Source organism: Microbacterium sp. K27, assembly GCF_004794435.1.
GTDB lineage: Bacteria > Actinomycetota > Actinomycetes > Actinomycetales > Microbacteriaceae > Microbacterium > Microbacterium maritypicum_A.
In genome coordinates this window covers 105,229-131,153 of the sequence record NZ_SSDK01000046.1, presented here as the reverse complement: position 1 = coordinate 131,153, position 25,925 = coordinate 105,229, and the positions used below count along the sequence as shown (strand labels likewise).

Sequence of the window (25,925 nt, the reverse complement as noted above, 5' to 3'; positions counted from 1 at the left end):
CAGAAGGCCGCGTCCCGATGGGGACGCGGCCTTCTTCGTGGGAACGAGCGGCTCAGAGCCAGCGTTCCCGCAGCACCGGCTTCAGCCAGGCGGCGGGCGAGGAGATCGACAGACCGCCGTCGACGGCGATCGAGGTGCCGGTGACGAAGGATGCGGCGTCGGAGGCGAGGAACGCCACGACCGAAGCCACCTCCTCCGGGCGCCCGATGCGCCCGAGCGGGTAGCCCTCGCTCTCTCCGGTGTCGACGGCCGAGATGCTGCCAGGCTGCACGGCGTTGACGCGGATGCCACGGGGGCCGTAGTCGAGGGCGAGCTGGCGGATGAGGCCGTCCACACCGGCCTTCGCGGCCGCATAGGCCGGGAGGGCAGGAGCCGCGAGGGACGAGTTGACCGAGGTCACCGCGACGATCGACGACCCCGATGCGAGGCGGGGGAGAGCGGCTCGTGCCACGAAGAACGCCGAGTCGAGCGTGGCGCCGAGCGCGCCGCGCCAGTCCTCGTCGCTCGTCGCCTCCGCGCGGGCGATCGGCATGCGGCCGGCCGCGAGCACGATGACGTCGAGTCGGCCGAGCGCCTGCTCCGCATCCGCGACGGCGCGGTCGGCGGCCTCCGGTCGGCTGCAGTCCGCGACGAGGTATCGCTCGAAGACGGGATCGTCGGAGTCTTCGAGCCCCACCCCGACGACGGCGTCTCCACCGTCGACGAAGGCGCGGGCGATCGCGAGACCGATGTCGGAACTGCCGCCGATCAGCAGCACGCCGCGGCGGGTCACACGCGCACCGCGGTGGGGATGGGCGGAAGGGCGAGCTCGTCGATGACCAGCTTGACCGATGCACGGCTGCCGGCGTCCAGGCGCGAAGCCGGGTAGCGCACCGTCGCGTGGTCGATCACGCCGCGCGCGACGAGGACCTCCTTGTGCACCGCCCACGCGATGCCGCCCTGCAGACCGATCAGCACGAGAGGGAGCATACGACGGAACTCGGCACGGGCTTCGTCGACGCGCCCCTCCGTGAACTGCGCGAGCACCGGACCGAGGAGGTCGGGGAACTCGCAGGCCGGCATCGTGCCGACGGCGCCCCTGGCATACTCCTCCAGGCAGAATTGCGCATTCTGTCCACCGAGCACCGCGAAGTTCGGATCGTCGATCGCCGAGACGACCGCGCCGACCTTGGGCGCGGTCGGCGGGGCTTCGACCTTGACGGAGTCGACGCCCTCGAGGCGGGCGATCTCGGCGATCAGCGCAGGGGCCATCACGACGCCGGTGACGCCGGGGGCATCCTGCACCATGACCGAGAGGGAGGTGGCGTCGGCGACATCTCCGTAGAAGTCGACGAGCGTCCCGGCGGGCGGCTTCACCATGAACGGAGGAAGCACCATGAGGGCATCAGCGCCCCCTTCCTCCGCGAGGAGGGCCTGCTCGATCGAGGTCGCCGTGGACGTGCCGTTGACGCCGGCGATCACGGGCACCCGGCCCTCGACCACACGGACGACATCGTCCAGGATCGTGCGGCGCTCCTCGGTGGTGAGCGCGAAGCCCTCGCTCGCCATTCCGAAGACGGCGACGCCGTCGACTCCGGACGCGAGCTGGAACTCGACCAGTCGGCGCAGGCTCTCGCGGTCGAGGGCACCCGACTCGTCGAAAGGCGTCGCCAGGATGGGCATCAAGCCGTGGAGTGTCGGAGCCATCAGCTGTTTCCCCGCTTCATCATCGTGTATCCACATTTCTCGCAAGTGTTATGCATATTGTGAGATAGTCTGCCACATAACGGTTATGACCTACCAGAGAAGGATGACCCGGATGTCGCACCCTCAGGCCGCCCGCACCGTCGAGATCCTCTCCGACGCCCGCTACGTCCAGGCCGAATCTCCACGCTGGGATGCCCGTGACGGCAGCCTCCTCTGGATCGACATGGCGACGGGTTCGCTGCACCGCGGACGCATCGAGGGCATCACGGTCGTTCCCGAGGCCGCGGTCGTCGTCGGCGCGCAGATCGGTGCCCCGATCCCGCTCGCGCAGCCGGGCACGGGGTGGCTGGTCGGCGTCGACCGCCGCGTCGTCCACGTGAGCGACGATGGCGTCGTCTCGCCGATCACCGACGACATCGCGGGACCCGGCGACTACATGAACGATGGCGGGGGCGATCCGTCCGGGCGCTTTTGGGTGGGGAGCCAGGCCATGCCCCGCGACCCGCACTGCACACTGTGGAGCCTCGGTCCCGACGGGGAGCCCGTCGCGCGCCTCGGCGGCATCACCGTGTCGAACGGCCTCGCCTTCGACCGCACCGGTGCCACGCTCTACTACATCGACACGCTCCCGCATCGCCGCATCGAGGCGTTCGATGTGGCGCCGGACGGAGAGCTCTCGAACCGCCGCACGGTGTGCCGGGTCGAAGGAGGCAACCCCGACGGCATGACGATCGACCTCGACGGTATGCTCTGGGTCGCGGTCTGGGATGCGTCCGAGGTGCGCCGCTACTCGCCGGCCGGGGAGCTCCTGGAGACGATCGTCCTTCCGGCGAAGCGGCCGACAGCCGTGGCTCTGGTCGACCGGCTGCTGGTGATCACCACCGCGAGCATCGGACTGACCGATCCCGCCGACGCCGACGGGGCACTGCTCGGCGTGGAGGTGGAGGTCGGCGGCGCACCCGCGTTCCCATGGCGAGGCGCGGTGCCGGCGACGACGGCGGCCGGTTCGATCGAGGAGGGGGCCTCGTGAGCACCGTGGACAACGCGCAGCTGCAGGAACGCCTGCGCCGCACCCGACTCGTCGCGATCCTGCGGGGGACGGATGTCGACGCCACGGTCGGCGCGGCGCGGACGCTGCTCGCGGCGGGCGTGCTCACCCTCGAGATCGCACTCACCCTGCCTGACGCGGAGGAGGCGATCGCCCAGGTCGTGCAGGACGCGCCGAACGGAGCGCTGATCGGCGCCGGTACCGTGCTCGATGAGGCGGATGTCGAACGCGCCGTCGCCGCCGGAGCGCAGTTCATGGTGACGCCCACCCTCAGTGCATCCGTCCCGTATGCGGTCAGTCAGGGCATCGGCGTGCTCCCGGGCGTGTACACGCCCACCGAGATCCAGCGCGGCCACGACCTCGGCAGTGCAGCGGTGAAGCTGTTCCCCGCATCGGCGCTCGGGTCTGGTTTCATCCGCGCCGTCCGCGATCCTTTCCCGCAGGCGCGGATCATCCCCGTGGGAGGGGTGCGCGTCGACACTGTCGCCGAGTACCTCGCCGCCGGGGCGTTCGGCATCGGGGTGGGCGGGCCTCTCGTCGGCGATGCGGCGAGTCCCGGCGGCGATCTCGACGCGCTCGCCGTCCGCGCCGGGGCATTCATGCAGGCCGTGCGCGCGGGGTGACCGGCGCACTCCATAGGTTCCTCATCATCGGCCCCTCGATCTCGCATATGCGCGATTCCTAACGTCGATCTCGCCCCGCGATGGCCGCGGCGGAAGGAGAGAGATGTACGGAACGTATCTGCGGCGCGAACTCGCCGGCCGCAAGAAGCAGACGATGATCGTCGCGATCGGGTTGGCGATCGCGATCGCCCTCGTGATCGTGGTCAACGCCCTCACGGCGGGAGTGCGGGACGCGCAGGCGCAGGCCCTCGCCTCCGTCTACGGCGTCGGCACCGATCTCACCGTGACGGGCGAGCCCGCCGAACCCGGCCAAGGCGAAGGGCCGCGCTTCGACTTCGACGCGGATGCAGGTCAGAGCGACGGCGAGACCACCAAGCTCGCGCAGTCCACGCTGCGGACCGATTTCCTGCGCGGCACGCTCGACTCATCGGTGCTCGACACCGTCACCGCCACGGACGGGGTCGCCGCGGCATCCGGGGCGCTCAGCCTCACGAACGCCACCTTCTCCGGTGAGCTGCCCAGCGGTGGATTCGCTCCGCAGGACGGCGAGCAGCCGGCCGCGCCCGAGGAGGGGCAGACCGCACCGGACGCCGGACAGGGCGGCGGAGGAGGATCCTTCGGAGTCGACTCCTTCTCCGTGCTCGGCATCGACCCCGCAGCGACCTCGGTCGGTCCGCTCGCGTCGGCCGAGGTGACGGACGGACGCGGGTTCGACGCCGATGATGCCGAGGCGCTCGTCGCCCTCGTCGACAGCACCTACGCGGGTACCAATGAGATCGCGGTGGGAGACACGATCGATGTCGCCGGCTCCGATGTGGAGGTCGTCGGCATCCTCGGTTCGACTTCGGACAGCGCGGATACGGCCGCGAACGTCTATCTGCCGCTGCGCACCGCGCAGACGCTCGCCGGAGTGGACGACGTCATCTCCACCGTCTACGTGCAGGCGGATTCGGCCGATTCGATCGAGGCCGTGCAGTCCGCATTGGCCGACGCGCTCCCCGATGCGACCGTCACCTCGCAGTCCGAGCTCGCCGCGACCGTCTCCGGTTCGCTCTCCAGCGCGACCGCACTGATCACGAACCTCGGCACCTGGCTCTCGATCATCGTGCTCGCCGTCGCCGTGCTGCTCTCGGTGCTGCTCACCCTGTCGGGCGTCGGGCGTCGCACCAGGGAGTTCGGAACGCTCAAGGCGATCGGCTGGTCGAACGGCAGGGTCGTCCGTCAGGTCGCCGGAGAGTCCATGGTGCAGAGGCTGATCGGGGGAGCGGTCGGCCTCGTCCTGGGTATCGCCGGCATCGTGCTGATCAACGTCCTGAGGCCCACGGTCGCTGCGAGCGGTGCGAGCCAGGGCGCGGGTCCCGGTGCCATCGGCGGGGGCATGGGCGGGGGACCGACCGGAGGTGGAGGGATACTCCAGACCGCCGCGGCGGATGTCGTGCTCCAGGCGCCGTTCACCCCCGGGGTGCTGGTCGCCGCCGTCGGTCTCGCGGTGCTCGGCGGACTCGTCGCCGGAGCGTTCGGCGGCTGGCGCGCCGCGCGTCTCAGCCCGGCGGAAGCCCTGCGGTCGGTCGCATGATCACCGCACGCGCGGGCGACGTCCGGCACGACCCGCCACCCCCGATCCGAACAACCCGGAAGCCGACGACCCACGAGCAGGAGACGCACATGACCATCGCAGACCTCGAGCAGACGGCGCCCCGAGGCGGGCACGCGCAGCCGATCTACCGCGTCACGGGCGTGACCCGGACGTACACGCAGAAGGGGCGCATCGTGAAAGCGCTGACCGGTGTGGACCTCGACATCATGCCCGGCGAGTTCGTCACGATCCAGGGCCCCACCGGCGGCGGCAAGTCCACGCTCCTGCAACTGCTCGGTGCGCTCGACACGCCGACGACGGGTTCCCTCCTGCTCGACGGCCGCGAACTCGCGTCGGCCTCGGCGAAGGAACTCGGACGCCTCAGGGCGGAGGAGCTCGGATTCGTGTTCCAGGGGTTCAACCTGATCCCTACGCTCACGGCCACGGAGAACGTCGACATGGCGCTCGAGCCCCTCGATCTCGACAAGGGAGAGCGGCGCATGAGGGTCGCTGAGGCTCTCGCCCACGTCGGTCTCGACGACAGAGGCGACCATCGGCCCGCCGAGCTCTCCGGAGGTCAGCAGCAACGCGTCGCGATCGCGCGCGCCCTCGTCAAGAGGCCGCGGGTGCTCCTGGCCGACGAGCCGACGGGCAACCTCGATGAGAGCATGCGCGACGAGATCCTGACGCTTCTCGAATCGCTGTGCGCCGAGGGGATCACGATCATCGTGGTGACGCACGACTCGGCGGTGGCGCGACGCGCGACACGGCGTCTGCGCCTCACGAAGGGTGTCGTCCAGGACATCACGAGGTAGGCGGTGGGATGGCACCACCATGGTGCACGAAGGGCCGGGTACCTCGCGGTATCCGGCCCTTCGACGACGGGACGTCAGTGCGTGTCTTCCGCCTCGATCTCGGTGCGGTCGCCCGACCACAGCGTGTGGAACGTGCCCGGCTTGTCGATGCGCTTGTAGGTGTGCGCACCGAAGAAGTCGCGCTGTCCCTGCACGAGCGCGGCGGGGAGGCGGTCGGCGCGGATGCCGTCGTAGTACGACAGCGACGACGAGAACGCCGGAGCCGGGATGCCCGCCTGGGCCGCGGTCACGACGACGCGACGCCACGATGCCTGGCCACGCGTGAGCGCCTCGGCGAAGTACGGTGCGGTCATCAGCACGGGCAGGTCGGGGGTCGCCGCGTAGGCGTCGGCGATCCGGTTGAGGAACTGGGCGCGGATGATGCAACCGCCGCGCCAGATCTTCGAGATCGCGCCGAGGTCGATGTTCCAGCCGTACTCGGCCGCCCCCGCCCGGATCTCGTCGAAGCCCTGCGAGTAGGCCACGATCTTGGAGGCGTAGAGCGCCAGGCGCACATCCTCGATGAACTGCTCGGTGTCTTCGGTCGAGACCGTGAACTCCTCGTCGGGGCCGGGGAGGCCGCCGGCGACGGCGCGCTGCTCGGGGTGCGACGAGAGCGAGCGGGCGAAGGTCGCCTCGGCGATGCCGGAGACGGGGACACCGAGCGAGAGCGCGGTCTGCACGGTCCAGGCTCCGGTGCCCTTGGCGCCGGCCTGGTCGAGGATCACGTCGACGAGCGGCTTGCCGGTCTCGGCGTCGACCTGGCGGAGCACCTCTGCGGTGATCTCGATCAGGTACGACTCGAGCTCGCCCTTGTTCCACTCGGCGAAGATCTCGGCGATCTCGGCCGGCGACTTGCCCGTGCCGCGGCGGATGAGGTCGTAGGCCTCGGCGATGAGCTGCATGTCGGCGTACTCGATGCCGTTGTGCACCATCTTGACGAAGTGCCCGGCGCCGTCGTGGCCGACGTGCGTGACGCACGGCTCGCCCTCGGCGATCGCGGCGATCGACTTCAGGATCGGTCCGAGCGTGACCCACGACTCGTCAGAGCCGCCGGGCATGATGGAGGGGCCGGTGAGGGCACCCTCCTCGCCGCCGGAGATGCCGGCGCCGACGAAGTTGATGCCGGTCTCGCGGACCGCCTTCTCGCGACGGATGGTGTCGGGGAAGTACGCGTTGCCGCCGTCGACGATGATGTCGCCCGGCTCGAACACCTCGACCAGCGCGTCGATCACCGCATCGGTCGGGCCGCCGGCCTTGACCATGATGATCGCGGTGCGCGGCTTCTGGAGCGAGTCGGCGAACTCCTGGTAGGTGTGGGCCGGGACGAATCCGGCCTCGGGGTGCTCGTCGAGGAGCGTCTGGGTCTTCTCGTAGCTGCGGTTGAAGATCGCCACCGTGTTTCCCTCGCGGCTGGCGAGGTTGCGGGCGAGGTTCGATCCCATGACGGCGAGTCCGACGACTCCGATGTTCGCTGATGCTTCGGGCACAGAAGGCTCCTCGATCGTGAAGAAGGGGTGGTTTCAGCGTATCGCTGTACGGGAGGTCAGTGGCCACCTGTGTCACGAGAGGCGATGAAGCGTCGTGACACCGCGATGTCGCGGTCTCCGAGCCCGGCGGCGACCAGTTCGTCGAAGGCCGCACGCAGGGTGGGCAGCAGGACGGGTGAGGTGCCGGTGGCTTCGGCGATGTCGGCCGCGAAGCCGAGGTCCTTCACCATGTACTGCGCGATGCCGCTGGGGGAGTCGTCGCCGGTGACGAGCTTCTCGCGACGACTGTCGAGCAGGCGCGAGCCGGCGTAGCCGCCCGAGAGCAGCGACCAGAGCGCATCGAGGTCGAGTCCGGAGCGCTCGGCCAGCACGGTGGCCTCGCCGAGCGCCATGATCGTCGCCGACACCACGAGCTGGTTGCAGGCCTTGGCGACCTCGCCGGCCCCGAGTGGTCCGAGCAGCACAGGGGTTCCGCAGGGCGCGAGCACCTCGGCGGCGACGGCGGCATCGTCCGGGTCGCCGCCGAGCATGATCGAGAGGGTCCCGGCGACCGCTCCGTCTTCCCCACCCGAGACCGGGCAGTCCACGATCCTGACCCTGCCGCCCGTCTGCGCTCCGACGCGGTCCGCGAGCGCACGGACGGCGGGAGCAGAAGAGGTGGACCCGATGAGGATGAGCAGGTCTCCGGCTTCGGCGAGCAGCCCGTCGGGACCGTCGAGCATGGCTTCGAACGGGGGGAGGTCGGGCAGCATCATGAGCAGGACGTCTACTCTGGAGGCGAGCTCGCGTGGTGTCGGCGCCCACGAGGCGCCGGCGGCCAGCAGTTCCGGCTGCGGGCGGCGCGCATGGATGACGAGCCCCCCGTGGGCGGCGAGCAGGCGGTCGGCCATGGGGCGGCCCATGGCGCCGAGGCCCACGACGCCGACGGTGACGGATGAGATGCTCATGCGCACACGGTAGCAACAATCCAACAGATAGAACAGTGTCCAACAGGGTGGAACTGGGCTAAGGTGAGGGATCCAGACTTCCCGAGGGAGGGGACCAGCATGACGGGGACCGAGAAGAAACTGCGCGCCGTCGTGGCGGTGCCGCTGCCGGAACGCCTGTGTCGACTGATCGAGGAGCTCGAGCCTCGCCTCGAGGTGGTCCGCGATCACGCACTCCTGCCGCCGATGCGCGGACCGGCCGACTGGTCCGGCGACCCGGAGTACGTACGCACGCCGAGCGCGCAGCAGGCTTTCGACGAACTGGTCGACTCCGCCGACGTGCTCTTCGGGATCCCCGACGTGGACGCCGCTGCGCTGGCTCGCACCGTCGCTGCGAACCCGCATCTGCGCTGGGTCATGACGACAGCCGCCGGTGGCGGGGCCTCGGTCAAGGCCGCGGGTCTCGACCGAGCCGCTCTCGATCGCATCGTGTTCACCACCAGTGCCGGCGTGCACGGGGGCCCGCTCGCGGAGTTCGCGGTGTTCGGAGTGATGGCCGGCGCGAAGAACCTTCCGCGCCTGCTCGCGGATCAGGGCACGCGTACCTGGCCGGACCGCTGGGAGATGCGTCAGCTCGACGAGATGACGGTGCTGGTCGTCGGTCTGGGCGGCATCGGCACGGAGTGCGCGCGACGCTTCCATGCGCTCGGCGCACGGGTGTGGGGGACGACGCGCTCCGGGCAGCCGGTGGCGGGAGTGGATCGCCTGGTGCCGCTGGACGAGCTGACCGACGCGGTGGCCCACGTCGACGCGATCGTCGTCACCCTTCCGGGCACGGCGCAGACGCACCATCTGATCGGCGCCGACGTGTTCGATGCGGTCAAACCCGGCGCGATCATCACCAACGTCGGCCGCGGCACCGTGATCGACGAGAGCGCTCTGCTCGGTGCGCTCGACGACGGCCGCGTGGCCTTCGCCGCGCTCGACGTCTTCGAGCAGGAGCCCCTCGACGGTGCGTCGCCGCTGTGGTCGCATCCGAACGTGCTCGTGAGCCCGCACACCGCCGCCCTCAGTTCCAAGGAGGAGGAGCGGATCGCCCGTCGCTTCGCGGAGAACGCGGCGCGCCTGCTCGATGGCGAGCCGCTGACCGCCGTGGTCGATACGGTCGAGTTCTACTGATCGGCCCACAGGTGATCGAGCGCCTGTGGCTCCCCGCTGTCGGAAGGTGCGGCCATGGATGATGACACCCGCGAAGGGCGCGACCCCGCACCTGCCGTGACCCGCAGCATCCGCCTGCTCGGCATCCTCGCCGAGTCCGGGGGTCCACGAACGCTCACCGAGCTCGCGGGGGAACTCGGGCTGGCGAAGTCGTCGACGGCGAACCTCTGCCTGGCGCTCGAGGCCGGGGGCATGATCGATCGCACCCCGCAGGGCTATCGTCTCGGGGTGCGCACGGCCGAGCTCGGCGGTGCGTTCGCTGCCCAGTTCAACCAGGTGCGGGAGTTCTACAGCGTGTGCGAGGCCTCGCCGCAGCTCGCCTCCGAGCTGGTCCAGGTCGCGATGCTCGATGGCACCGATGCGCTGTATCTCGCGCGACATGAGGGGTCGCGCTCGCTCCGGCTGGGCACCCCGCTCGGCTCGCGGCTTCCGGCGCCGCTGTCGGCCACGGGGCGCGCGCTCCTGGCGGCGATGAGTGACGCTGAAGTGGTCGAGCTCCTCGGTGAGGATGCCGTCTTCCCTCAGCTCACCGAGCGGAGCGCGACGACCATGCCGGGGCTGCTGGAGGTGCTGGCGACCGCCCGTCGACGGGGCTGGGCGCTCGATGCCGAGGAGTCCTTCCGCGGCATCGTCGGCGTCGCGGTGCCCCTGGAAGGCTGGGCGCCGACGGACCCGCCGCTCGCGCTCGGTGTTGCGATCCGTGCCGCCGAGGCCGACTACGAGCGCATCGAGCGGGTGGGTGAGGCGCTGCGGGACGCCGCCGCCGCGCTGACGAACCCCTTCAGCTCAGCCGTTCGGCACTGACGCCCTCCTGCGCCCCATCGCGCCCGCAGGGCGCGGTGGTCCTTTTGCGTGCCTGCGGCGGGACGCGAAGTCGGTCCAAAGGGTTGAACACAATCCAACGGGCTGGTACAGTCGGGGAACGCCGCAGGCGAAGCCGATCGAAGGAGATGGCCGTGACAGACCCCCGCACCTCACCCCGAGCAGCGTCCGATGACCCGGAATACGCGGCGAACCTGCGCCGCGCGACCCTCGCGTCGAGCATCGGCAGCGCGCTGGAGTACTTCGATTTCGCGCTCTACGGCCTCTCCACGGCGCTGATCTTCAATGTGCTGTTCTTCCCGCAGGATGACCCGGCGATGGCGACGGTCGCCGCGTTCGCGACCTTCGGCGTCGGATTCCTCGCGCGTCCGTTCGGCGGCCTGTTCTTCGGCGTCCTGGGTGACAAGCTCGGGCGCAAGTGGGTCCTGGTCGCGACCATCGTGCTGATGGGCGGCGCCTCCACCGCGATCGGACTGCTGCCCACCTACGCGGCGATCGGCGTGTGGGCACCGATCCTGCTGGTGCTGATGCGGCTGCTGCAGGGTTTCGGAGCGGGTGCCGAGCAGGCGGGGGCGACGGTGCTGATGGCCGAGTACGCGCCGGTGAAGCGCCGGGGCTTCTTCTCGGCACTCCCGTTCGTCGGCATCCAGGCGGGCACACTGCTCGCCGCGGTGGTGTTCGGCCTGATCACGCTGCTCCCCGAGGACCAGCTGCTGAGCTGGGGATGGCGCGTGCCCTTCCTCGCCTCCTTCGCGCTGATCCTGCTCGCGCTGTTCATCCGGATGCGGCTGCGCGAGACGCCGACGTTCATCGAGCTCGAGAAGCACGAGCAGATCGCCGACCGCCCCATCAAGGAGATCTTCACCCACGGCCTGCCCGGCGTGATCGTCGGCGTGGGGCTGCGGATGGCCGAGAACGGCGGCTCGTACATGTTCCAGACGCTCGGTCTCGCCTTCTTCGTCACGGTCGTCGGCGACAACGCCGACAAGAGTCTGCTCACCTGGGGCGTCACCCTCGGCTCGCTGATCGGCGTCTTCTCCGTGCCGTTCACCGGCCACCTCTCCGACCGCTTCGGGCGCCGTACCGTCTACCGCTTCGGAGCGGTCTTCATGCTGGTCTACACGTTCCCCGCGTGGTGGCTGCTGTCGCTCGGGAACTACGCCGTGGCCATCGGTGTGATCGCGATCGGCATCGGCGTCGCCGTGAACAGCATGCTCGGACCGCAGTGCGCCATGCTTCCCGAGCTCTTCGGAAACCGTCACCGCTACCTGGGCGTGGCGATGGCCCGCGAGATCTCGGCCGTGCTCGCCGGTGGCCTCGCCGGTGTCCTCGGTGCCTACCTGATCGCGGTGAGCGACGGCAACTGGGTGCTCCTGGCCATCTACATGGCTGTGCTGGCCCTCATCACCACCGCGTCGACATTCCTCGCTCCCGAGACCCTCCGCCGTGACCTCACCCGTGTCGACGACGCGATCAAGGTCTCGCGCGGGGAGGGCGGCGACGACGTGTTCGCCACCACGGTGTCGATCAAGGCCGTCGGACGATGACGGCGCTGCCGGCGGGACTCGCTGCTTTCGATCTGACCGGGCGCACGGCGCTCGTCACCGGATCGAGTCAGGGCATCGGCAGGACCCTCGCCGAGGGCCTCGCCGGTGCAGGAGCGACCGTCGTCGTGCACGGGCGCGATGCCGCGAAGGCGCAGGCGGCGGCGGGCGTGATCGCACAGGGCACGGGAGCCGTCGTGCACAGCGTCGTCTTCGACGTGACCGAGGCGGCGGCGGTGGATGCCGGCATGGGCGAGGTGGAGCATCTGGTCGGTACTCCCGACATCCTCGTGAACAACGCCGGTGTCCAGCGCCGTGCGCCGATCGCCGAGTTCGCCGACGAGGATTGGGACGCCCTCGTGCAGACCAACCTCTCCAGCGTCTTCCACCTGTCGCGACGGGTCTCCGCGGGGATGATCGCGCGCGGCTCGGGCAAGATCATCCAGATCGGCAGCGTGCAGTCGCAGCTCGCCCGTCCCTCGATCGCGGCGTATGCGGCGACCAAGGGCGCGATCGTGATGTTCACGAAGGGGCTGTGCGCCGATCTCGCCCCGCACGGTATCCAGGCCAATGCGATCGCGCCCGGATACTTCGCCACCGAGCTCACGAAGGCTCTCGTCGCCGACGAGCAGTTCTCGGAGTGGGTCCGCGGGCGCACACCCGCCGGGCGCTGGGGTGACACCGCGGACCTCGTCGGGGCCCTGCTGTTCCTCGCCAGCGGCGCGAGCGACTTCGTCAATGGACAGACGCTGTTCGTCGACGGCGGCATGACGGCGGTCGTCTGATGCGTCTCGGACGAGTCGCCACCACCGGAGGCCCCCGGTGGGTACGGCAGGCGGCCGACGGCTTGATCCCGGTGACGGATCCGTTCGTCGCCTTCGCCGAGGGGCAGGAGCCGGAGGATGCCGGGCCGCGCATCGAAGGCACGGTCATCGCGCCGGTGGATCCGCTGGTGATCGTCGGCATAGCCCAGAACGGACCCGCCCACGTCTCTCCCGTGCAGGCGTGGCTCAAGAGCCCGCGGACGGTGACCGCCGGCGGTGTCGACGTCGTCCTGCGCCGCGATGCGGGCGGCCAGGTCGCCGAGGGGGAGATCGCGGTCGTGATCGGCCGCCCGACCCGGGGGCTGACCGCGCAGACCGCGCACGAGTACGTGCTCGGGGTCACCGCGGTGAACGACCTCTCGAGTCCGGAGCGCGCGGCGTTCGATCCGCGAAACTTCGAATCGAAGTCGGGGGAGGGGTATACGCCGCTCGGCCCCTGGATCGACACCGCAGCCGGGATCGACGATGTGCGCCTTCAGGTGGAGGTCGACGGACGCCCGGTCGCCGAGACCGGAAGCCGGCAGCTGCCGATGTCGATCCGCGACTGCCTCGCCTACGTGGCCGCGTGGTCGCCGCTCGGCCCGGGCGATGTCGTCATGACGGGTGCTCCGCACTCGCAGGCGCCCGTGGGGCCGGGGCAGATCGTGACCGTCAGAGTGGCGGGGATCGAGTTGGTCACGGCTTTCGTGTGACCGAGGAAGGAGCGCGGTGAACAACCTCGCCGTGGTGGCGCACGCCGCCGAAGACCTGCGGATCGATGACATCGGCGCCCCGGCGCCCCGACCGGACGAGGCCGTCGTGGGCATCGCCTACGGGGGCATCTGCGGATCCGACCTCCACTACTGGCAGCACGGCGCGGCCGGTGCATCCGTGCTGCGCGAGCCGATGATCCTCGGGCACGAGGTGTCCGGGGTCGTGGCCGTCGCTGCGGCCGACGGCACGGGACCGGCCGTCGGCACCCCCGTGGCCGTCCATCCGCTCACCGCGCACGGCGACGGTCGCACGCCCTGGCCCCCCGAGCATCCGAATCTCGCACCGGCCTCGACGTATCTCGGGTCAGCGATGCACCTGCCGCACACGCAGGGAGCCTTCGCGCGGCGCGTGGCGCTCCCTGCGCGCATGCTGTATCCGCTTCCTTCCGGCCTCGACCTGCAGACGGCGGCGCTGGCAGAGCCCGCCGCCGTCGCCTGGCACGGGGTGCAGAGGGCGGGGGATGTGCGCGACCGGCGAGTGGTCGTGATCGGCGCCGGACCCATCGGTCAGCTCGTCGCCGCCGTCGCCCAGCGTGCCGGCGCGTCCTCCGTGACCGTCACCGACCTGCAGCAGCGGCCGAGGGAGATCGCCGAGGCGCGCGGGATCCGAGCGATCGATGCGCGGGCCGAGACCGAGATCTCCGAGCTGTATGCCGATGTCGTGATCGAGTCGAGCGGAACGGTTCCGGGGCTCGACGCCGCCGTCTCCGCTGCTGTCCGCGGGGGCACGGTGGTGATGCTGGGGCTCCAGCGCGGGGGCGCGGTTCCCGCGCCGATGGCCACGGCGATCACTCGCGAGCTCACGCTGCGGGGGTCCTTCCGCTTCGGCGCGGAGTTCGGCGAGGTCATCGCCGCCCTCGCCGATGGCAGCCTCGACGTGCGCGGTATCATCAGCCAGGTGGTGCCTGTGGACGACGCGCTCGACGCGTTCGCACTGGCCGCCGACCCCGCGAGTTCCTGCAAGGTGCTCGTCGACTTCGGCCGGGAGGCATGAGTGTGCGCGTCGTCGTGATGGGCCCGAGCGGTTCGGGCAAGTCGACCGTGGGTGCGTTCCTTGCCGAGAGCCTCGGTGCGCGCTTCATCGACGGCGATGATCTGCATCCGGCCGCGAACGTCCGCAAGATGGCGGCCGGGGTGCCTCTGGACGACACGGATCGGCTGCCCTGGCTCCGTCTGGTCGGCGAGACGCTGCAGAGTGAGGACCGCGTCGTCGTGGCGTGCTCGGCGCTCAAGCGCGTCTATCGCGACGTCATCCGGACCGGAGCGCCCGAGACGTTCTTCGCCGAACTCGCTATCGGTCGCGCGGTGCTCGAGGAGCGGATGCGGCTGCGGGCCGATCACTTCATGCCGGCGGCGCTCCTGGACTCGCAGCTCCAGACGCTCGAATCGCTCGAGGCCGATGAGGCTGGAATCCGGGTGGACGAGTCGGCGGACGTCCTGACCGCGGCCGCCGTCATCGCCGAAGCGGCACAGCGGCGCTGAGAGTTCGGGGCAGAGCGTGCGGAAACGGCTCTGCGGCCGGCGGTCAGTCCTTGCGGTATCCCGAGCGTCCCATCGCGAACAGCGCGATGAACGAGGTGACGGCTGCGCACACGGTCATGGCGCCGATCAGCCAGAGGAGTGCGTGCGAGAGGAAGGCGCCGTCGAGCATGGGGGTTCTCCGTGTTCTGCAGAAAAAGGACCGGTGTCCTCAGCCTATCGGGTCATCCGGTACCATTGAGGCTGTACCTCGGCGAGGGATGCTTCTGCGCGTGCGCGAACATCCGTTATCGACGCGGCGAAGCAAGCCCGGTGGCTTTCCTCCTGCGTCAGCGAGTTCGAAAATTCCAAGACCACCGCGCGGCGCCTTCGCTGCGTGTCCCGAAGGAGAACCCATGTCTGAAGACACCAAGGTCCAGGCCGAGCTCCGCGAGAGCTTCGGCAAGGGCTTCGCCCGCCGCCTCCGCGCCGCCGGCAAGATCCCCGCCGTCATCTACGGCCACGGCACCGAGCCGGTGCACGTCGCGCTGCCGGGCCACCAGGTCTCGCTCATCATCCGTCGCGCCAACGCGCTTCTCGAGCTCGACATCGAGGGCAAGGGCCAGCTCGCCCTCGTCAAGGACGTCCAGCGCGACCCGGTGCACCAGATCATCGAGCACATCGACCTGCTCGTCGTGAAGAAGGGCGAGAAGGTCGCCATCGACGTCCCGATCGTCGTCACGGGCGAGTCCGCTGCCGGCACCATCGTCAACCTCGACGCGACCACGCTGTCGATCGAGGCCGAGGCCACGCACATCCCGCAGAACATCGAGGTCTCCGTCGAGGGACTGGAAGAGGGCGCGCACATCACCGGCGCCGACGTGAAGCTCCCCAAGGGCTCCACGCTGCTCTCCGACCCCGAGGTCCTCGTCGTGGCGATCTCGGTCCCGGCTGCACCCACCGAGGATGACGAAGAGGCCGCCGAGGCCGGCGAGGCCACCGAGGCTGCCGAAGAGGCCGCCGCGGAGTGACCTCCGACTGATTCATCACAGAGGGGACGCGATCCGATCGCGTCCCCTCTGTCGTATCCTGACCTGGGCTGCGCACCCGGCGGGGAGAGGACGACGACATGGCATCGACCTGGCTCGTGGTGGGGCTCGGCAACCCCGGCCCGCGATACGAGGCCACGCGACACAACATCGGGCAGATGGTGGTCGACGAGCTGGCATCGCGGCGCGGCGAAGCCTTCCGTGAGCACAAGGGCGGAGCCCGCGTCGTCGAGACATGGGTGCGCCCCGGCGCGGACAAGCTCGTGCTGGCCAAGCCGAACACCTTCATGAACGTCTCGGGGACCCCGGTGGCGGCGCTGGCCCGGTTCTACTCGGTGCCGCCAGAGCAGGTGATCGTGGTACACGATGAACTCGACATCCCGTTCGACACGGTCAAGCTCAAGACCGGGGGAGGACACGGCGGACACAACGGTGTCCGTGATGTCGCACGGGCGCTGAGCACTGCCGACTTTCCGCGTGTGCGGGTGGGCATCGGACGTCCGGTCGGGCGTCAGGATCCCGCGGACTGGGTGCTCGCCCCGTTCGGCAAGGAAGAGCGGCCGAACCTGCCGATCCTCATCGCGGACGCCGCCGACGCGGTCGAGCTGCTGGTCGACGAAGGCCTTCTCGCGGCACAGCAGAAGCACCACGCGCCGCGCTGAGACGGCCGCTGCGGGGTCGTGGCGCGGTCAGGCCGTATAGGTCGACAGGCCCGTCGCAGCGCCCGCGGTCAGCGCGACGACCAGGGCGATGAAGAAGATCACCGACGCCAGGACGGCGACCACGAGAGCGGCGATTCCCGCGCCGCGGCCACGCTTCTTGGCGATCGCGACGATACCGAGCACGATCGCTGCGATGCCGACGACGGTCCCGATCCAGAAGGAGAGCTCCGCCCAGAGCACCTGATCCCGCACAGGGGTGAGCACGCGGAGATCGTCGGCGGTGACCGATGCGCCGTTCGGGAGGAACCGACCGATCTCGAACGCGCTGATGCCCACGACGATCGCCGGCACCACGGCCGCGACGAGCGCGAGAACCAGCGCAAGTGTTCCGAAGAGTCCGGAGGTGGACGGTGTCGCGGCGTCGGGCACCTGATAGGCGCCGGCCGGGGTGGCGTAGCCGCCGACAGGCACCTGGTAGGCCCCGGGAGGGGCTGCCGGATACCCGGGCGCGGGTGCTGCCGGGTAGCCGGAGGGCGTTGCCGGAGGATACGGTGCACCCGCCGGGGGATACGCGGGAGCTGCCGGAGGGTACGCGGGAGCTGCCGGAGGGTACCCGGGGGCGGTCGGCGGCGGGAACGCGCCGGTCGCGGGCGACGCAGACGGGTCGGAGGGCACGGCACCGGGCGGGGGAGGCAGCTGCGGATCAGTCACGCCCCCATCCTAAGGCGAGGCTCAGACGCGCCGGAGCAGACCCACCCGGTCGTACACGTCGGAGAGGGTCGCGTCGGCGACGGCGTCAGCGCGCGCGGCGTTCTCCGCCAGGATGCGATCGAGCTCGGCAGGATCGTCGAGCAGCTCGAGGGCCCTGGCACGCACCGGCCCGAACTCGTTCACGACGACCTCGGCAAGACCCTTCTTGAAGTCGCCGTAACCGCGACCCGCGTACTCGTCCTCGATCGCGGCGACCTGGCGCCCGGTGAGGGCCGCGTAGATCGTGAGCAGGTTCGAGACGCCGGGCTTGTTCTCGCGGTCGAACCGCACCGATCCCTCGTTGTCGGTCACCGCACGCATGACTTTCTTCGCCGACTTCGCCGGGTCGTCGAGCATCCACAGCACGCCGGCATCGCTCTCGGCCGACTTCGACATCTTCGACGTCGGGTTCTGCAGGTCGTAGATGCGCGCGGTCTCCTTCTGGATGACCGGCATCGGCACGGTGAAGGTCTCACCGAAGCGCGAGTTGAAGCGCTCGGCGAGGTCGCGGGTGAGCTCGACGTGCTGCTTCTGGTCGTCACCCACCGGCACCACGTCGGTCTGGTAGAGCAGGATGTCGGCGGCCATCAGCACCGGGTAGGTGAACAGTCCGACGCTGGTGGAGTCCGCGCCATACCGGGAGGACTTGTCCTTGAACTGGGTCATCCGGCCGGCCTCGCCGAAGCCCGTGATGGTGCTGAGGATCCACGCGAGCTCGGCGTGTGCTCGCACGTGCGACTGCACGTACAGCGTCGACAGCGACGGCTCGATGCCGGCCGCGATGTACTGGGCGGCCGTGCGACGCGTCTTCTCGCGGAGCTCGGCCGGATCCTGCGCGACCGTGATCGCGTGCAGGTCGACGACGGAGAAGAACGCGTCGTAGGAGCTCTGCAGGTCCCGCCACTGGAGCAGCGCGCCGATGTAGTTGCCGATCTGGAGGGAGTCGGCGGAGGGCTGCATTCCGGAGTAAAGGCGAGGTTTCGTCACGGAGTCAATCCTATGGGGTGCGTGCCGTGCCCCTACGATGGGCGCATGGCCTCCGTATCCCCGCGCTCACGGTCGCGAGGGGATCGGGCCCTCTATGTCGAGATCCTCATCGTCGCGCCCCTCGACGAGGTGTGGCGGCTGACGCAGGATCCGGCCTCGCACGTGCGCTGGGATGCGCGTTTCAGCGACATCGTGCCGCAGCGCACCCGAGCAGACGGTGCGCAGGACTTCCGCTACGAGCTCGATCTCGTGGTGCACACGATCCGCGGGACCGGCGTATCGCACGCCACGAAGGAGAGCTCCACGGGAGAGCGCACCTCCGCGCTGCTCTTCGACACCGACGACGCGCTCTCGCCGCTCGGAACCGGGCGCGGCTACTGGCGCTACGTGCCGACGGAGAAGGGCGTGCGATTCCTCACCGGCTACGACTACGCACCGGGATGGGGATGGCTGGGACGCGTTCTCGATCCGCTGGTGACCCGACGGTTCGTCTGGTGGCTCACCGCCCGCAGCTTCGATCGTCTCCGGTTGTGGGCCGAACTGGGCATACCTCCGGAGGAGACCAGCGGCTGGCGGTCGCTCCGGCGCGGGTACCGACCACGCGCACGCAACTGCCTCTCGCGCCCCCGGCGCACCGGGCGGACCATCATGGAGGACGCACCGGTATCCCTCGAGGAGATCGCATGACGACCGGGACCGGGATCTTCGAGCGCGCACTGGGAGCCGACTTCGCGCGCCTCCATCCGCAGCTGCAGCGCCGCTTCGGGGTCGGCGTGGACGCCGGATACGGCTGCATCGGACGCGGGGTGATGTCCGAGGTCCGGCGAGGCCCGTGGTGGACCCTGCCTTTCCTGCTGATCGGCACGTTCCGCAACATCCTGTTCCCCGAGCGGGGGCGGGATGTGCCGTTCCGGATCGACAACCTGGCCTACGTCGACGACTTCGGTCGCGAGACCGTGACCTTCGTGCGGACGATGGACGTGCGCCCCGGCCGCCGCCGCCGATTCGACGCGACCATGATCTACAGCGACGCACGTCGACGGGTGGTCGACTATCTGGGTACGCACCAGCACTTGGCCGTCGACCTCGATCTGGCCGTCACCGACGACGGCGGGCTCCTGCTCACCTCGGGCGCACAGCGCTTCTACGAGGGGCCCATCGCCTTCCGCTTCCCGATGCTCTTCAGCGGGCGCGCTCGGCTCATCGAGCGCTACGACGACGAGCAGGAGCGGTATCTGATCGACCTCGAGATCCACAACGATGTCTTCGGGTTCCTGTTCGGCTACCGCGGTGCCTTCACCTGCGAGTTCGTCGGCGGACCGGCTCCGGAGACCGTCAAGCCGTACCGCGAGGAGATCCGCGAGTGACCGCGCGCGGAGCCGCCTTTCTCGAAGCGCTGGGGGAGGAGGCGGAGAGGCTTCATCCCGAGCTCCTGGCGCAGATGCGCGTCGAGGCGAGGAACGACGGAGCCGAGGGGGTCTTCGCGGTCGCCGGCAGCTGGTTCGGGCGCCTCGCCGCCCTCGCGTCGCCCCTCGTCGGGCCGCGGCTGCTCGTCACGCGGTTCGGCCGCGACGTGCCCTTCCGGATCGATACCGTGTCCGGTCGATCGCCCTCGGGACGGCCGACGCTCGACACGGTCCGTGAGTTCCGTTTCGCCGACACGACACAGCACGTCGTCGACCGGCTCTTCGCGACGGGACATCCCGGCCTCGTCCAGAATGCGCTGGGGTCGAGGGGGCGGGTCGAGATGCTCGAGGAGTGCTCGGTGACCGACGACGGTGCGCTGCGTATGCGCACTCGGGCCGTCGCGCTGCGTCTCGGCCGATGCAGGATCGCGTTGCGCGGGATTCTCCGCATCGACGTCGATCTCGTCGACGGCTGGGACGACACCCACGACCGACGCACCATCGAGATGCGCGCGACGAGTCCCGTGCTCGGGACCGTCCTGGAGTACCGGGGATGGTACCGCTACGCGGATGCCACCCTCGGCGCCGCTCAGTAGCGGTAGTCGACGACGACGGGCGCGTGGTCGCTCCAGCGCTGGTCATAGGCCGCAGCGCGTGCGACGTGGTAGGTCTCCACACGCTCGGCGAGTGCAGGCGTCGCCAGGTGGTAGTCGATGCGCCACCCGGAGTCGTTGTCGAACGCCTGCCCGCGCATCGACCACCAGGTGTACGGCCCGTCGACCTCGCCGTGGAACTTCCGCCCCACGTCGATCCAGCCGAGGCCGGTGCCCACCGTGCCGTCGACACCGGAGACCTCCGCGCCGGCCTCGCCGAGGAACCGATCGAAATACGCGCGCTCGCGGGGAAGGAAACCGGCCTTCTTGCGGTTGCCTCGCCAGTTCTTGATGTCGAGCTCGCGGTGTCCGACGTTCAGGTCGCCGGTCACGAGGGCGAGGGCGCCTTCGGCGCCGAGTTCAGCGAGCCGCGTGCCGAACGCGTCGAGGAACTTCCACTTCTCATCCTGCTTCGGGGTGTCGGCCTCGCCGGAGTGCACGTAGGCGCTCACCACGGTCAGCGGACGGTCGCCGATCAGGTAGTCGGCCTCGATCCATCGCCCCTTGGAGTCGAAGTCGTCGGGGCCGAAGGCGGTGCGCGAGGCCAGCGCAGGCGTGCGACTGGCGATGGCGACTCCGGCACGTCCCTTCGCGGTGGCCTCGTCGTGGACGAATGACCAGCCGGGGAGCGCGGCCTCGAGATGCTCGTCCTGTCCGCGCACCTCTTGCAGCGTGAGGATGTCGACTCCGGCGTCGTCGAGCCAGGAGCTCATCCCGTTGCGAGCCGCCGCTCGGATTCCGTTGACATTGACCGTGGCGATACGCAGATGAGGCATGGTCACAAGCCTAACGAGCGCTGCCGACATCCCGTCCCGGTCGGTGCAGTTCGGAGAGCAGACGCTGGGCGAGCGGCGTGCTCGGATCGGGCGGCGGGGGAGGAGAGGCTTCGAGGTCGGCGAGCTCCTGCTCCGCATCGCGCACGGCCTTCGCCGCGCTCCACGCGCGGTACCAGGGCGCGGCTTCACGTGCGGCATGGGCTTCGCGCACGCGGATGCGCGCGGCCGTCAGCAGGGCCTGATACTCCGCCATGCGGCGCTCGGCCTCGGTCAGCGTGAGGAGGGGCAGGTCGCGGTCCTGTGCAGCGACCGCGATCCAGGAGGAGGCCACCAGCATCACCACGCCGTTGATGCGGAACCAGAGCAGCAGACCGATGAAGATCGCGAACGTCGCGAGCAGCGGGTTGGACGGGGTGTAGCTGAGGAGGAACCCCGCACCGAACTGCAGGATCGTCATCGCGCCGCCGCCCAGGAGAGCGCCGGGCCAGATCGTCTGCCAGTGCAGGGAGGTCCCGGTGAGGAATCGGACCATCGCCGCCAGGGCGCCCGACATCAGCGCGAAGGAGACGATGACGGCGCCGATGCGGATGAGGATCACCCCGTTCGAACTGGAGTCCCAGCCGAGCAGACCGAGGAGCCAGCTCAGGATCGCGGCGCTCGCCGAGCTGAGGACCGAACCGGCCACCAGGGAAGCTCCGAAGATCACCGCCGCGAGCAGGTCGCGCGCCTTCAGGATCACGTAGCTGCGGCGATCGGGCGGCAGGCCGAAGATGTCTCTGGTCGCACGACGAGAGAACGTGACCCAGCCGATCGCGGTCCAGATCACGGTGCCGAGCGCGATCAGACCGGTGACGCTCAGCACTCCGGTAGTGCTCGCCGCGATGTCCTTCACCTGATCGGGCGTGACCACACCGCCCTCGGGAAGGATCAGGTTGGGGATGTAGCTGTTGATCATCGCGATGAGGGCGTCGACGGCTTCATCGCTGCCGCCGAGCCAGAGTCCGGCGATCGCGAAGGCCAGGTAGATCGCGGCGAAGATCGCGAAGAGGGCCTGGTAGCTCACGCCCGCGGCGAGGAGGAATCCGTTGTGCTGCAGGAAGTGGCGCCAGACGCGCACGGGGAACAGTCCGAGGGTGCGCTGCGTCAGCGCGGTCGCGCGCTCGACGGCCGCATCGAGGCGACCGGGGTCGGTCGCGGAGCCATCGGGTTCGGACACCTCCCCACCCTATCCAAGAGCGGAACGGGCGTGAGCAGGGCAGGAACGCAGAACAGGCGGCCCCGGAAGGGGACCGCCTGTTCTCGCGTTGTTGCCTGTCGCGGCGTCAGGGGCGACCGCGGAGCACGGCCTGCTTGACCTCGGCGATCGCCTTGGTCACCTCGATGCCACGGGGGCAGGCCTCGGAGCAGTTGAAGGTGGTGCGGCAGCGCCACACGCCTTCCTTGTCGTTGAGGATGTCCAGGCGGACAGCCGCGTTGTCGTCACGGGAGTCGAAGATGAAGCGGTGCGCGTTGACGATCGCCGCCGGCCCGAAGTACTGGCCGTCGGTCCAGAACACGGGGCACGACGAGGTGCACGCGGCGCACAGGATGCACTTGGTGGTGTCGTCGAAGATCTCGCGGTCGGCGATGGACTGGACGCGCTCCTTGCCCTTCTCCGGAACGGAGCTGGCGACGAGGAACGGCTGCACCTCGCGGTACGACGCGAAGAACGGCTCCATGTCGACGACGAGGTCCTTCTCGAGCGGCAGACCCTTGATCGCCTCGACGTAGATCGGCTTCGAGATGTCGAGGTCCTTGATCAGCGTCTTGCAGGCCAGGCGGTTGCGGCCGTTGATGCGCATGGCGTCGGAGCCGCAGATGCCGTGGGCACACGAGCGCCGGAAGGTGAGCGAGCCGTCGACCTCCCACTTGATCTTGTGCAGGGCGTCGAGCACGCGGTCGGTGGAATAGAGCTCCACGTCGTAGTCGACCCAGTGCGGCTCGGAGTCGACCTCCGGGTTGAACCGGCGGATGTTGAACGTGACGATGAAGGACTGGATGCCGGTCTCTTCGGTCGTGTCGGCAGGTGCCTCTGCGATGGCGGTCGACATGCTCAGTACTTCCTCTCCATCGGCGGGTAGTTGAACTCGCCCTGATCGTTCTTCGTGAAGACGACCGGCTTCCAGTCGAGCTTGATGTGGTCGCTCGGCGTGGAGGAGTGCGGATCACCGGTCAGGTAAGCCATGGTGTGCTTCATGTACTTCTCGTCGTTGCGCTTCGGGAAGTCGTCGCGCATGTGGCCGCCGCGGCTCTCCGCGCGGTTCTGCGCGGCGTAGACGACGACCTCGGCGATGTCGAGGAGGAAGCCCAGCTCGACGGCTTCGAGCAGGTCGGTGTTGAACCGCTGACCCTTGTCGTCGACGTGCACGTTCTTGTAGCGCTCACGCAGCTCGGCGATGACGCCGAGCACGTGCTGGAGGGAGTCGTGCGTGCGGAACACCTGCGCGCCCTTGTCCATCTCGTCCTGCAGCGTCTTGCGCAGGACGGCGATGCGCTCGGTGCCCTGGTTGTTGCGCAGGTCCTCGAGCATGCCCGACACGAAGCCGGCGGGGTTCTCGGGGAGGGGGACGAACTCGGCGGTCTTGACGTACTCGACGGCGTTGCGGCCGGCGCGCTTGCCGAAGACGTTGATGTCGAGCAGCGAGTTGGTGCCGAGGCGGTTGGCGCCGTGCACCGAGACGCAGGCGCACTCGCCCGCGGCGTAGAGGCCGGGGACGACGGTGGTGTTGTCCGCGAGGACCTCGCCGTCGTTGTTGGTCGGGATGCCGCCCATCGCGTAGTGCGCGGTGGGCATCACGGGCACGGGCTCGACGACCGGGTCGACACCGAGGTACGTGCGGGCGAACTCGGTGATGTCGGGGAGCTTGGTCTCGAGCACCTCGGCGCCCAGGTGCGTGCAGTCGAGCAGCACGTAGTCCTTGTGGGGGCCGGCGCCGCGCCCGTCCAGGACCTCCTGCACCATGCAGCGCGCGACGATGTCACGCGGGGCGAGGTCCTTGATGGTCGGGGCGTAGCGCTCCATGAAGCGCTCACCGGAGGCGTTGCGCAGGATCGCGCCTTCGCCTCGCGCGCCCTCGGTCAGGAGGATGCCGAGACCGGCGAGCCCGGTCGGGTGGAACTGGAAGAACTCCAGGTCCTCGAGGGGGAGTCCCTTGCGCCACACGATGCCGACGCCGTCACCCGTGAGGGTGTGCGCGTTCGAGGTGGTCTTGAAGATCTTGCCGAAGCCGCCGGTCGCGAAGATCACGGCCTTGGCCTGGAAGACGTGCAGCTCGCCGGTGGCCAGGTCATATGCGACGACGCCGGAGACCTGGGTCTTGCCGTCGGCATCCTTCACCGTGAGCAGGTCGAGCACGTAGAACTCGTTGAAGAAGTTGATGCCGAGCTTGACGCAGTTCTGGAACAGCGTCTGCAGGATCATGTGGCCGGTGCGGTCGGCGGCGTAGCAGGCCCGGCGGACCGGGGTCTTGCCGTGCTCGGCCGTGTGACCGCCGAAGCGACGCTGGTCGATCTTTCCCTCGGGCGTGCGGTTGAACGGGAGGCCCATGTTCTCGAGGTCGATGACCGCGTCGATGGCCTCCTTCGCGAGGATCTCGGCGGCGTCCTGGTCGACGAGGTAGTCGCCGCCCTTCACGGTGTCGAAGGTGTGCCACTCCCAGGAGTCCTCTTCGACGTTCGCGAGGGCTGCCGCCATGCCGCCCTGCGCCGCACCGGTGTGCGAGCGCGTGGGGTACAGCTTGGAGATCACCGCGGTCTTCGCGCCCGGGCCCGCTTCGATGGCGGCACGCATGCCCGCTCCACCGGCTCCCACGATCACGATGTCGAACTGGTGGTAGTGCACGCCGTCACGGACGACGGAATCCTGCGTCTCGGTAGTCACTTCTCGTATGCCTTCTTCTAGTTCCCGACGATCGCGGCGCATTCGGACCAGAGGACGCTGTCCTCGGTCACACCCAGGCACGGGTCGAACGTGAAGACCACGAGCGTGCCGAGGATGATGAGCAGGCCGGCGGCCAGCCCGAGCGCCCAGACCAGCGCCTTGCGCGCCGTGCTGTTCGTCACGTAGTCGTTCACGATGGTGCGCATGCCGTTGGCGCCGTGGATGAGTGCGAGCCACAGCATCAGCACATCCCACCACTGCCAGAACGGCGTGGCGAACTTGCCCGCGATGAACGCGAAGTCGAGGGCGTGGATGCCTTCGCCGACCATGAGGTTGACGAACAGGTGACCGAAGATCAGCACGACGAGCACGACGCCCGAGACACGCATGAAGATCCAGCCCCACTTCTCGAGGTTGACGCCGCGGCGGCGACGAGCCGGGGCGGCGGCGATGGTCTGTGCAGACATCAGTGTCCCCCTCCGAATCCGGCGAACGCGAGCATCAGGTGGCGGGGCACGAAGCCGGCCATGATGATGCCCCACACCAGCAGGACGCCCCAGAACAGCTGGCGCTGGTACTTGGCGCCCTTCGACCAGAAGTCGACGGCGATGATGCGCAGGCCGTTCATCGCGTGGAACACGATGCCGGCGACGAGCACGACCTCACCGAGGGCCATGATCGGGTTCTTGTATGTCCCGATGACGGCGTTGTACGCCTCCGGTGACACCCTGATCAGCGCCGTGTCGAGCACGTGCACCAACAGGAAGAAGAAGATGGCGACTCCGGTGATGCGGTGAAGCACCCACGACCACATGCCTTCGCGACCCCGGTAGAGGGTGCCGCGGGGGGTCTTGGACGTGGTTTCCGAAATCGACGGTGTCAAGCGGGCGCTTGTGGACACG

Annotated in this window: 29 protein-coding genes; 16 read left to right on the top strand and 13 right to left on the bottom strand. The window is 69.3% G+C overall.

What is annotated here, in order from left to right; genetic code table 11:
* Nucleotides 1–52: 52 nt before the first annotated feature.
* Both DW307_RS16350 and DW307_RS16345 read right to left on the bottom strand, forming a co-directional pair.
* The gene (locus tag DW307_RS16350; RefSeq protein WP_205810527.1) at nt 53–772 is read right to left on the bottom strand and encodes an SDR family NAD(P)-dependent oxidoreductase; all 720 of its coding nucleotides are present in this window, start codon (nt 770–772) and stop codon (nt 53–55) included.
* Nucleotides 769–1,686 carry a dihydrodipicolinate synthase family protein gene (locus DW307_RS16345; protein ID WP_136025225.1) on the bottom strand — a complete coding sequence of 306 codons (918 nt, stop codon included), beginning with the start codon at nt 1,684–1,686 and terminating at the stop codon, nt 769–771. Before DW307_RS16345 ends, DW307_RS16350 begins: the two co-directional genes overlap by 4 nt.
* Nucleotides 1,687–1,798: 112 nt before the next feature.
* On the opposite strand from DW307_RS16345, the gene DW307_RS16340 reads away from it, so the two are divergent.
* From DW307_RS16340 to DW307_RS16325, 4 genes are all read left to right on the top strand, one after another.
* A complete protein-coding gene (locus tag DW307_RS16340) occupies nt 1,799–2,716 on the top strand; it encodes an SMP-30/gluconolactonase/LRE family protein (RefSeq protein WP_021199735.1) in 918 nt (305 codons plus the stop codon).
* The gene (locus DW307_RS16335; protein WP_231494492.1) at nt 2,713–3,357 is read left to right on the top strand and encodes a bifunctional 4-hydroxy-2-oxoglutarate aldolase/2-dehydro-3-deoxy-phosphogluconate aldolase; all 645 of its coding nucleotides are present in this window, start codon (nt 2,713–2,715) and stop codon (nt 3,355–3,357) included. The genes DW307_RS16340 and DW307_RS16335 overlap by 4 nt, the downstream gene beginning before the upstream one ends.
* A gap of 103 nt (nt 3,358–3,460) precedes the next feature.
* The gene (locus tag DW307_RS16330) at nt 3,461–4,933 is read left to right on the top strand and encodes an ABC transporter permease (protein ID WP_136025222.1); all 1,473 of its coding nucleotides are present in this window, start codon (nt 3,461–3,463) and stop codon (nt 4,931–4,933) included.
* Nucleotides 4,934–5,022: 89 nt separating this feature from the next.
* The gene (locus tag DW307_RS16325; RefSeq protein ID WP_240750727.1) at nt 5,023–5,748 is read left to right on the top strand and encodes an ABC transporter ATP-binding protein; all 726 of its coding nucleotides are present in this window, start codon (nt 5,023–5,025) and stop codon (nt 5,746–5,748) included.
* Between the two features lie 74 nt (nt 5,749–5,822).
* Here the strand turns inward: DW307_RS16325 and gndA are convergent, their stop codons facing one another.
* Nucleotides 5,823–7,277, bottom strand: coding sequence for an NADP-dependent phosphogluconate dehydrogenase (gene gndA, locus DW307_RS16320; protein WP_021199731.1), 1,455 nt, complete (start codon nt 7,275–7,277; stop codon nt 5,823–5,825).
* Between the two features lie 56 nt (nt 7,278–7,333).
* Entirely contained in the window at nt 7,334–8,224 is an 891-nt protein-coding gene (locus tag DW307_RS16315; RefSeq protein WP_136025221.1) for an NAD(P)-dependent oxidoreductase, read from the bottom strand.
* A 99-nt stretch (nt 8,225–8,323) separates the two neighbouring features.
* Here DW307_RS16315 and DW307_RS16310 point away from each other — a divergent pair, with 99 nt between their 5' ends.
* The 7 genes from DW307_RS16310 (at nt 8,324) to DW307_RS16280 (ending at nt 14,845) form a co-directional block, all read left to right on the top strand.
* A complete protein-coding gene (locus DW307_RS16310; protein ID WP_136025220.1) occupies nt 8,324–9,382 on the top strand; it encodes a D-2-hydroxyacid dehydrogenase in 1,059 nt (352 codons plus the stop codon).
* Between the two features lie 54 nt (nt 9,383–9,436).
* Nucleotides 9,437–10,225: an IclR family transcriptional regulator gene (locus DW307_RS16305; protein WP_029260548.1), complete on the top strand. Its 789-nt coding sequence runs from the start codon at nt 9,437–9,439 to the stop codon at nt 10,223–10,225.
* Nucleotides 10,226–10,371: 146 nt separating this feature from the next.
* Nucleotides 10,372–11,790, top strand: a complete 1,419-nt coding sequence (locus tag DW307_RS16300) for an MFS transporter (RefSeq protein WP_029260549.1) — start codon at nt 10,372–10,374, stop codon at nt 11,788–11,790.
* The gene (locus DW307_RS16295; protein WP_029265733.1) at nt 11,787–12,572 is read left to right on the top strand and encodes an SDR family oxidoreductase; all 786 of its coding nucleotides are present in this window, start codon (nt 11,787–11,789) and stop codon (nt 12,570–12,572) included. The genes DW307_RS16300 and DW307_RS16295 overlap by 4 nt, the downstream gene beginning before the upstream one ends.
* The gene (locus DW307_RS16290; protein ID WP_136025219.1) at nt 12,572–13,303 is read left to right on the top strand and encodes a fumarylacetoacetate hydrolase family protein; all 732 of its coding nucleotides are present in this window, start codon (nt 12,572–12,574) and stop codon (nt 13,301–13,303) included. The genes DW307_RS16295 and DW307_RS16290 overlap by 1 nt, the downstream gene beginning before the upstream one ends.
* 16 nt (nt 13,304–13,319) lie before the next feature.
* A complete protein-coding gene (locus tag DW307_RS16285; RefSeq protein WP_136025218.1) occupies nt 13,320–14,357 on the top strand; it encodes a zinc-binding dehydrogenase in 1,038 nt (345 codons plus the stop codon).
* Entirely contained in the window at nt 14,354–14,845 is a 492-nt protein-coding gene (locus DW307_RS16280) for a gluconokinase (RefSeq protein ID WP_136025217.1), read from the top strand. The genes DW307_RS16285 and DW307_RS16280 overlap by 4 nt, the downstream gene beginning before the upstream one ends.
* A gap of 43 nt (nt 14,846–14,888) precedes the next feature.
* On the opposite strand, the gene DW307_RS18365 is transcribed toward DW307_RS16280, so the two are convergent.
* Nucleotides 14,889–15,014, bottom strand: coding sequence for a hypothetical protein (locus DW307_RS18365; RefSeq protein WP_017828452.1), 126 nt, complete (start codon nt 15,012–15,014; stop codon nt 14,889–14,891).
* A 223-nt stretch (nt 15,015–15,237) separates the two neighbouring features.
* Here DW307_RS18365 and DW307_RS16275 point away from each other — a divergent pair, with 223 nt between their 5' ends.
* Together DW307_RS16275 and pth are read left to right on the top strand one after the other, a co-directional pair.
* A complete protein-coding gene (locus DW307_RS16275; protein WP_021199722.1) occupies nt 15,238–15,852 on the top strand; it encodes a 50S ribosomal protein L25/general stress protein Ctc in 615 nt (204 codons plus the stop codon).
* Nucleotides 15,853–15,950: 98 nt separating this feature from the next.
* On the top strand, nt 15,951–16,532 hold the full coding sequence (pth, locus tag DW307_RS16270; protein ID WP_021199721.1) for an aminoacyl-tRNA hydrolase: 582 nt from the start codon (nt 15,951–15,953) through the stop codon (nt 16,530–16,532).
* 27 nt (nt 16,533–16,559) lie between these two features.
* Here pth and DW307_RS18320 read toward each other — a convergent pair whose 3' ends face one another.
* Together DW307_RS18320 and trpS are read right to left on the bottom strand one after the other, a co-directional pair.
* Nucleotides 16,560–17,243, bottom strand: coding sequence for a hypothetical protein (locus DW307_RS18320; protein ID WP_240750725.1), 684 nt, complete (start codon nt 17,241–17,243; stop codon nt 16,560–16,562).
* Nucleotides 17,244–17,264: 21 nt separating this feature from the next.
* Nucleotides 17,265–18,269 (bottom strand): tryptophan--tRNA ligase, encoded by a 1,005-nt coding sequence (trpS, locus tag DW307_RS16260; RefSeq protein WP_136025216.1) that lies wholly within the window; start codon nt 18,267–18,269, stop codon nt 17,265–17,267.
* A 45-nt stretch (nt 18,270–18,314) separates the two neighbouring features.
* Between trpS and DW307_RS16255 the strand changes: the two genes are divergently transcribed.
* Genes DW307_RS16255 through DW307_RS16245 form a run of 3 tightly spaced genes read left to right on the top strand, consistent with a single transcriptional unit; the run spans nt 18,315 to nt 20,271 of the window.
* Nucleotides 18,315–18,956 carry a hypothetical protein gene (locus DW307_RS16255; RefSeq protein ID WP_081860201.1) on the top strand — a complete coding sequence of 214 codons (642 nt, stop codon included), beginning with the start codon at nt 18,315–18,317 and terminating at the stop codon, nt 18,954–18,956.
* Nucleotides 18,953–19,636 carry a DUF4166 domain-containing protein gene (locus tag DW307_RS16250; protein WP_021199717.1) on the top strand — a complete coding sequence of 228 codons (684 nt, stop codon included), beginning with the start codon at nt 18,953–18,955 and terminating at the stop codon, nt 19,634–19,636. Before DW307_RS16255 ends, DW307_RS16250 begins: the two co-directional genes overlap by 4 nt.
* Nucleotides 19,633–20,271, top strand: a complete 639-nt coding sequence (locus DW307_RS16245; protein WP_136025215.1) for a DUF4166 domain-containing protein — start codon at nt 19,633–19,635, stop codon at nt 20,269–20,271. Before DW307_RS16250 ends, DW307_RS16245 begins: the two co-directional genes overlap by 4 nt.
* On the opposite strand, the gene DW307_RS16240 is transcribed toward DW307_RS16245, so the two are convergent.
* The 6 genes from DW307_RS16240 to sdhC form a co-directional block, all read right to left on the bottom strand.
* On the bottom strand, nt 20,265–21,104 hold the full coding sequence (locus DW307_RS16240; protein WP_029260559.1) for an exodeoxyribonuclease III: 840 nt from the start codon (nt 21,102–21,104) through the stop codon (nt 20,265–20,267). The two genes, DW307_RS16245 and DW307_RS16240, sit on opposite strands and share 7 nt — an antisense overlap.
* Before the next feature lie 10 nt (nt 21,105–21,114).
* Nucleotides 21,115–22,320: a YihY/virulence factor BrkB family protein gene (locus DW307_RS16235; protein ID WP_021199714.1), complete on the bottom strand. Its 1,206-nt coding sequence runs from the start codon at nt 22,318–22,320 to the stop codon at nt 21,115–21,117.
* A gap of 106 nt (nt 22,321–22,426) precedes the next feature.
* Nucleotides 22,427–23,194, bottom strand: a complete 768-nt coding sequence (locus DW307_RS16230) for a succinate dehydrogenase iron-sulfur subunit (protein ID WP_021199713.1) — start codon at nt 23,192–23,194, stop codon at nt 22,427–22,429.
* Between the two features lie 2 nt (nt 23,195–23,196).
* Nucleotides 23,197–25,023: a succinate dehydrogenase flavoprotein subunit gene (gene sdhA / locus DW307_RS16225; RefSeq protein WP_136025214.1), complete on the bottom strand. Its 1,827-nt coding sequence runs from the start codon at nt 25,021–25,023 to the stop codon at nt 23,197–23,199.
* Between the two features lie 17 nt (nt 25,024–25,040).
* Nucleotides 25,041–25,490: a succinate dehydrogenase hydrophobic membrane anchor subunit gene (locus tag DW307_RS16220; RefSeq protein ID WP_029260561.1), complete on the bottom strand. Its 450-nt coding sequence runs from the start codon at nt 25,488–25,490 to the stop codon at nt 25,041–25,043.
* On the bottom strand, nt 25,490–25,924 hold the full coding sequence (gene sdhC, locus DW307_RS16215; protein ID WP_072591539.1) for a succinate dehydrogenase, cytochrome b556 subunit: 435 nt from the start codon (nt 25,922–25,924) through the stop codon (nt 25,490–25,492). The genes DW307_RS16220 and sdhC overlap by 1 nt, the downstream gene beginning before the upstream one ends.
* Between the last annotated feature and the right edge of the window lies 1 nt (nt 25,925).

What these genes read in the sequence shown, in the direction of transcription:
- DW307_RS16345 (WP_136025225.1), bottom strand. Translation starts at nt 1,686, where the DNA reads ATGGCTCCGACACTCCACGGCTTGATGCCCATCCTGGCGACGCCTTTC.
- DW307_RS16340 (WP_021199735.1), top strand. Translation starts at nt 1,799, where the DNA reads ATGTCGCACCCTCAGGCCGCCCGCACCGTCGAGATCCTCTCCGACGCC.
- DW307_RS16330 (WP_136025222.1), top strand. Translation starts at nt 3,461, where the DNA reads ATGTACGGAACGTATCTGCGGCGCGAACTCGCCGGCCGCAAGAAGCAG.
- DW307_RS16325 (WP_240750727.1), top strand. Translation starts at nt 5,023, where the DNA reads ATGACCATCGCAGACCTCGAGCAGACGGCGCCCCGAGGCGGGCACGCG.
- DW307_RS16315 (WP_136025221.1), bottom strand. Translation starts at nt 8,224, where the DNA reads ATGAGCATCTCATCCGTCACCGTCGGCGTCGTGGGCCTCGGCGCCATG.
- DW307_RS16310 (WP_136025220.1), top strand. Translation starts at nt 8,324, where the DNA reads ATGACGGGGACCGAGAAGAAACTGCGCGCCGTCGTGGCGGTGCCGCTG.
- DW307_RS16305 (WP_029260548.1), top strand. Translation starts at nt 9,437, where the DNA reads ATGGATGATGACACCCGCGAAGGGCGCGACCCCGCACCTGCCGTGACC.
- DW307_RS16300 (WP_029260549.1), top strand. Translation starts at nt 10,372, where the DNA reads ATGGCCGTGACAGACCCCCGCACCTCACCCCGAGCAGCGTCCGATGAC.
- DW307_RS16295 (WP_029265733.1), top strand. Translation starts at nt 11,787, where the DNA reads ATGACGGCGCTGCCGGCGGGACTCGCTGCTTTCGATCTGACCGGGCGC.
- DW307_RS16290 (WP_136025219.1), top strand. Translation starts at nt 12,572, where the DNA reads ATGCGTCTCGGACGAGTCGCCACCACCGGAGGCCCCCGGTGGGTACGG.
- DW307_RS16280 (WP_136025217.1), top strand. Translation starts at nt 14,354, where the DNA reads ATGAGTGTGCGCGTCGTCGTGATGGGCCCGAGCGGTTCGGGCAAGTCG.
- DW307_RS18365 (WP_017828452.1), bottom strand. Translation starts at nt 15,014, where the DNA reads ATGCTCGACGGCGCCTTCCTCTCGCACGCACTCCTCTGGCTGATCGGC.
- DW307_RS16275 (WP_021199722.1), top strand. Translation starts at nt 15,238, where the DNA reads ATGTCTGAAGACACCAAGGTCCAGGCCGAGCTCCGCGAGAGCTTCGGC.
- pth (WP_021199721.1), top strand. Translation starts at nt 15,951, where the DNA reads ATGGCATCGACCTGGCTCGTGGTGGGGCTCGGCAACCCCGGCCCGCGA.
- DW307_RS16255 (WP_081860201.1), top strand. Translation starts at nt 18,315, where the DNA reads ATGGCCTCCGTATCCCCGCGCTCACGGTCGCGAGGGGATCGGGCCCTC.
- DW307_RS16250 (WP_021199717.1), top strand. Translation starts at nt 18,953, where the DNA reads ATGACGACCGGGACCGGGATCTTCGAGCGCGCACTGGGAGCCGACTTC.
- DW307_RS16240 (WP_029260559.1), bottom strand. Translation starts at nt 21,104, where the DNA reads ATGCCTCATCTGCGTATCGCCACGGTCAATGTCAACGGAATCCGAGCG.
- DW307_RS16230 (WP_021199713.1), bottom strand. Translation starts at nt 23,194, where the DNA reads ATGTCGACCGCCATCGCAGAGGCACCTGCCGACACGACCGAAGAGACC.
- DW307_RS16220 (WP_029260561.1), bottom strand. Translation starts at nt 25,490, where the DNA reads ATGTCTGCACAGACCATCGCCGCCGCCCCGGCTCGTCGCCGCCGCGGC.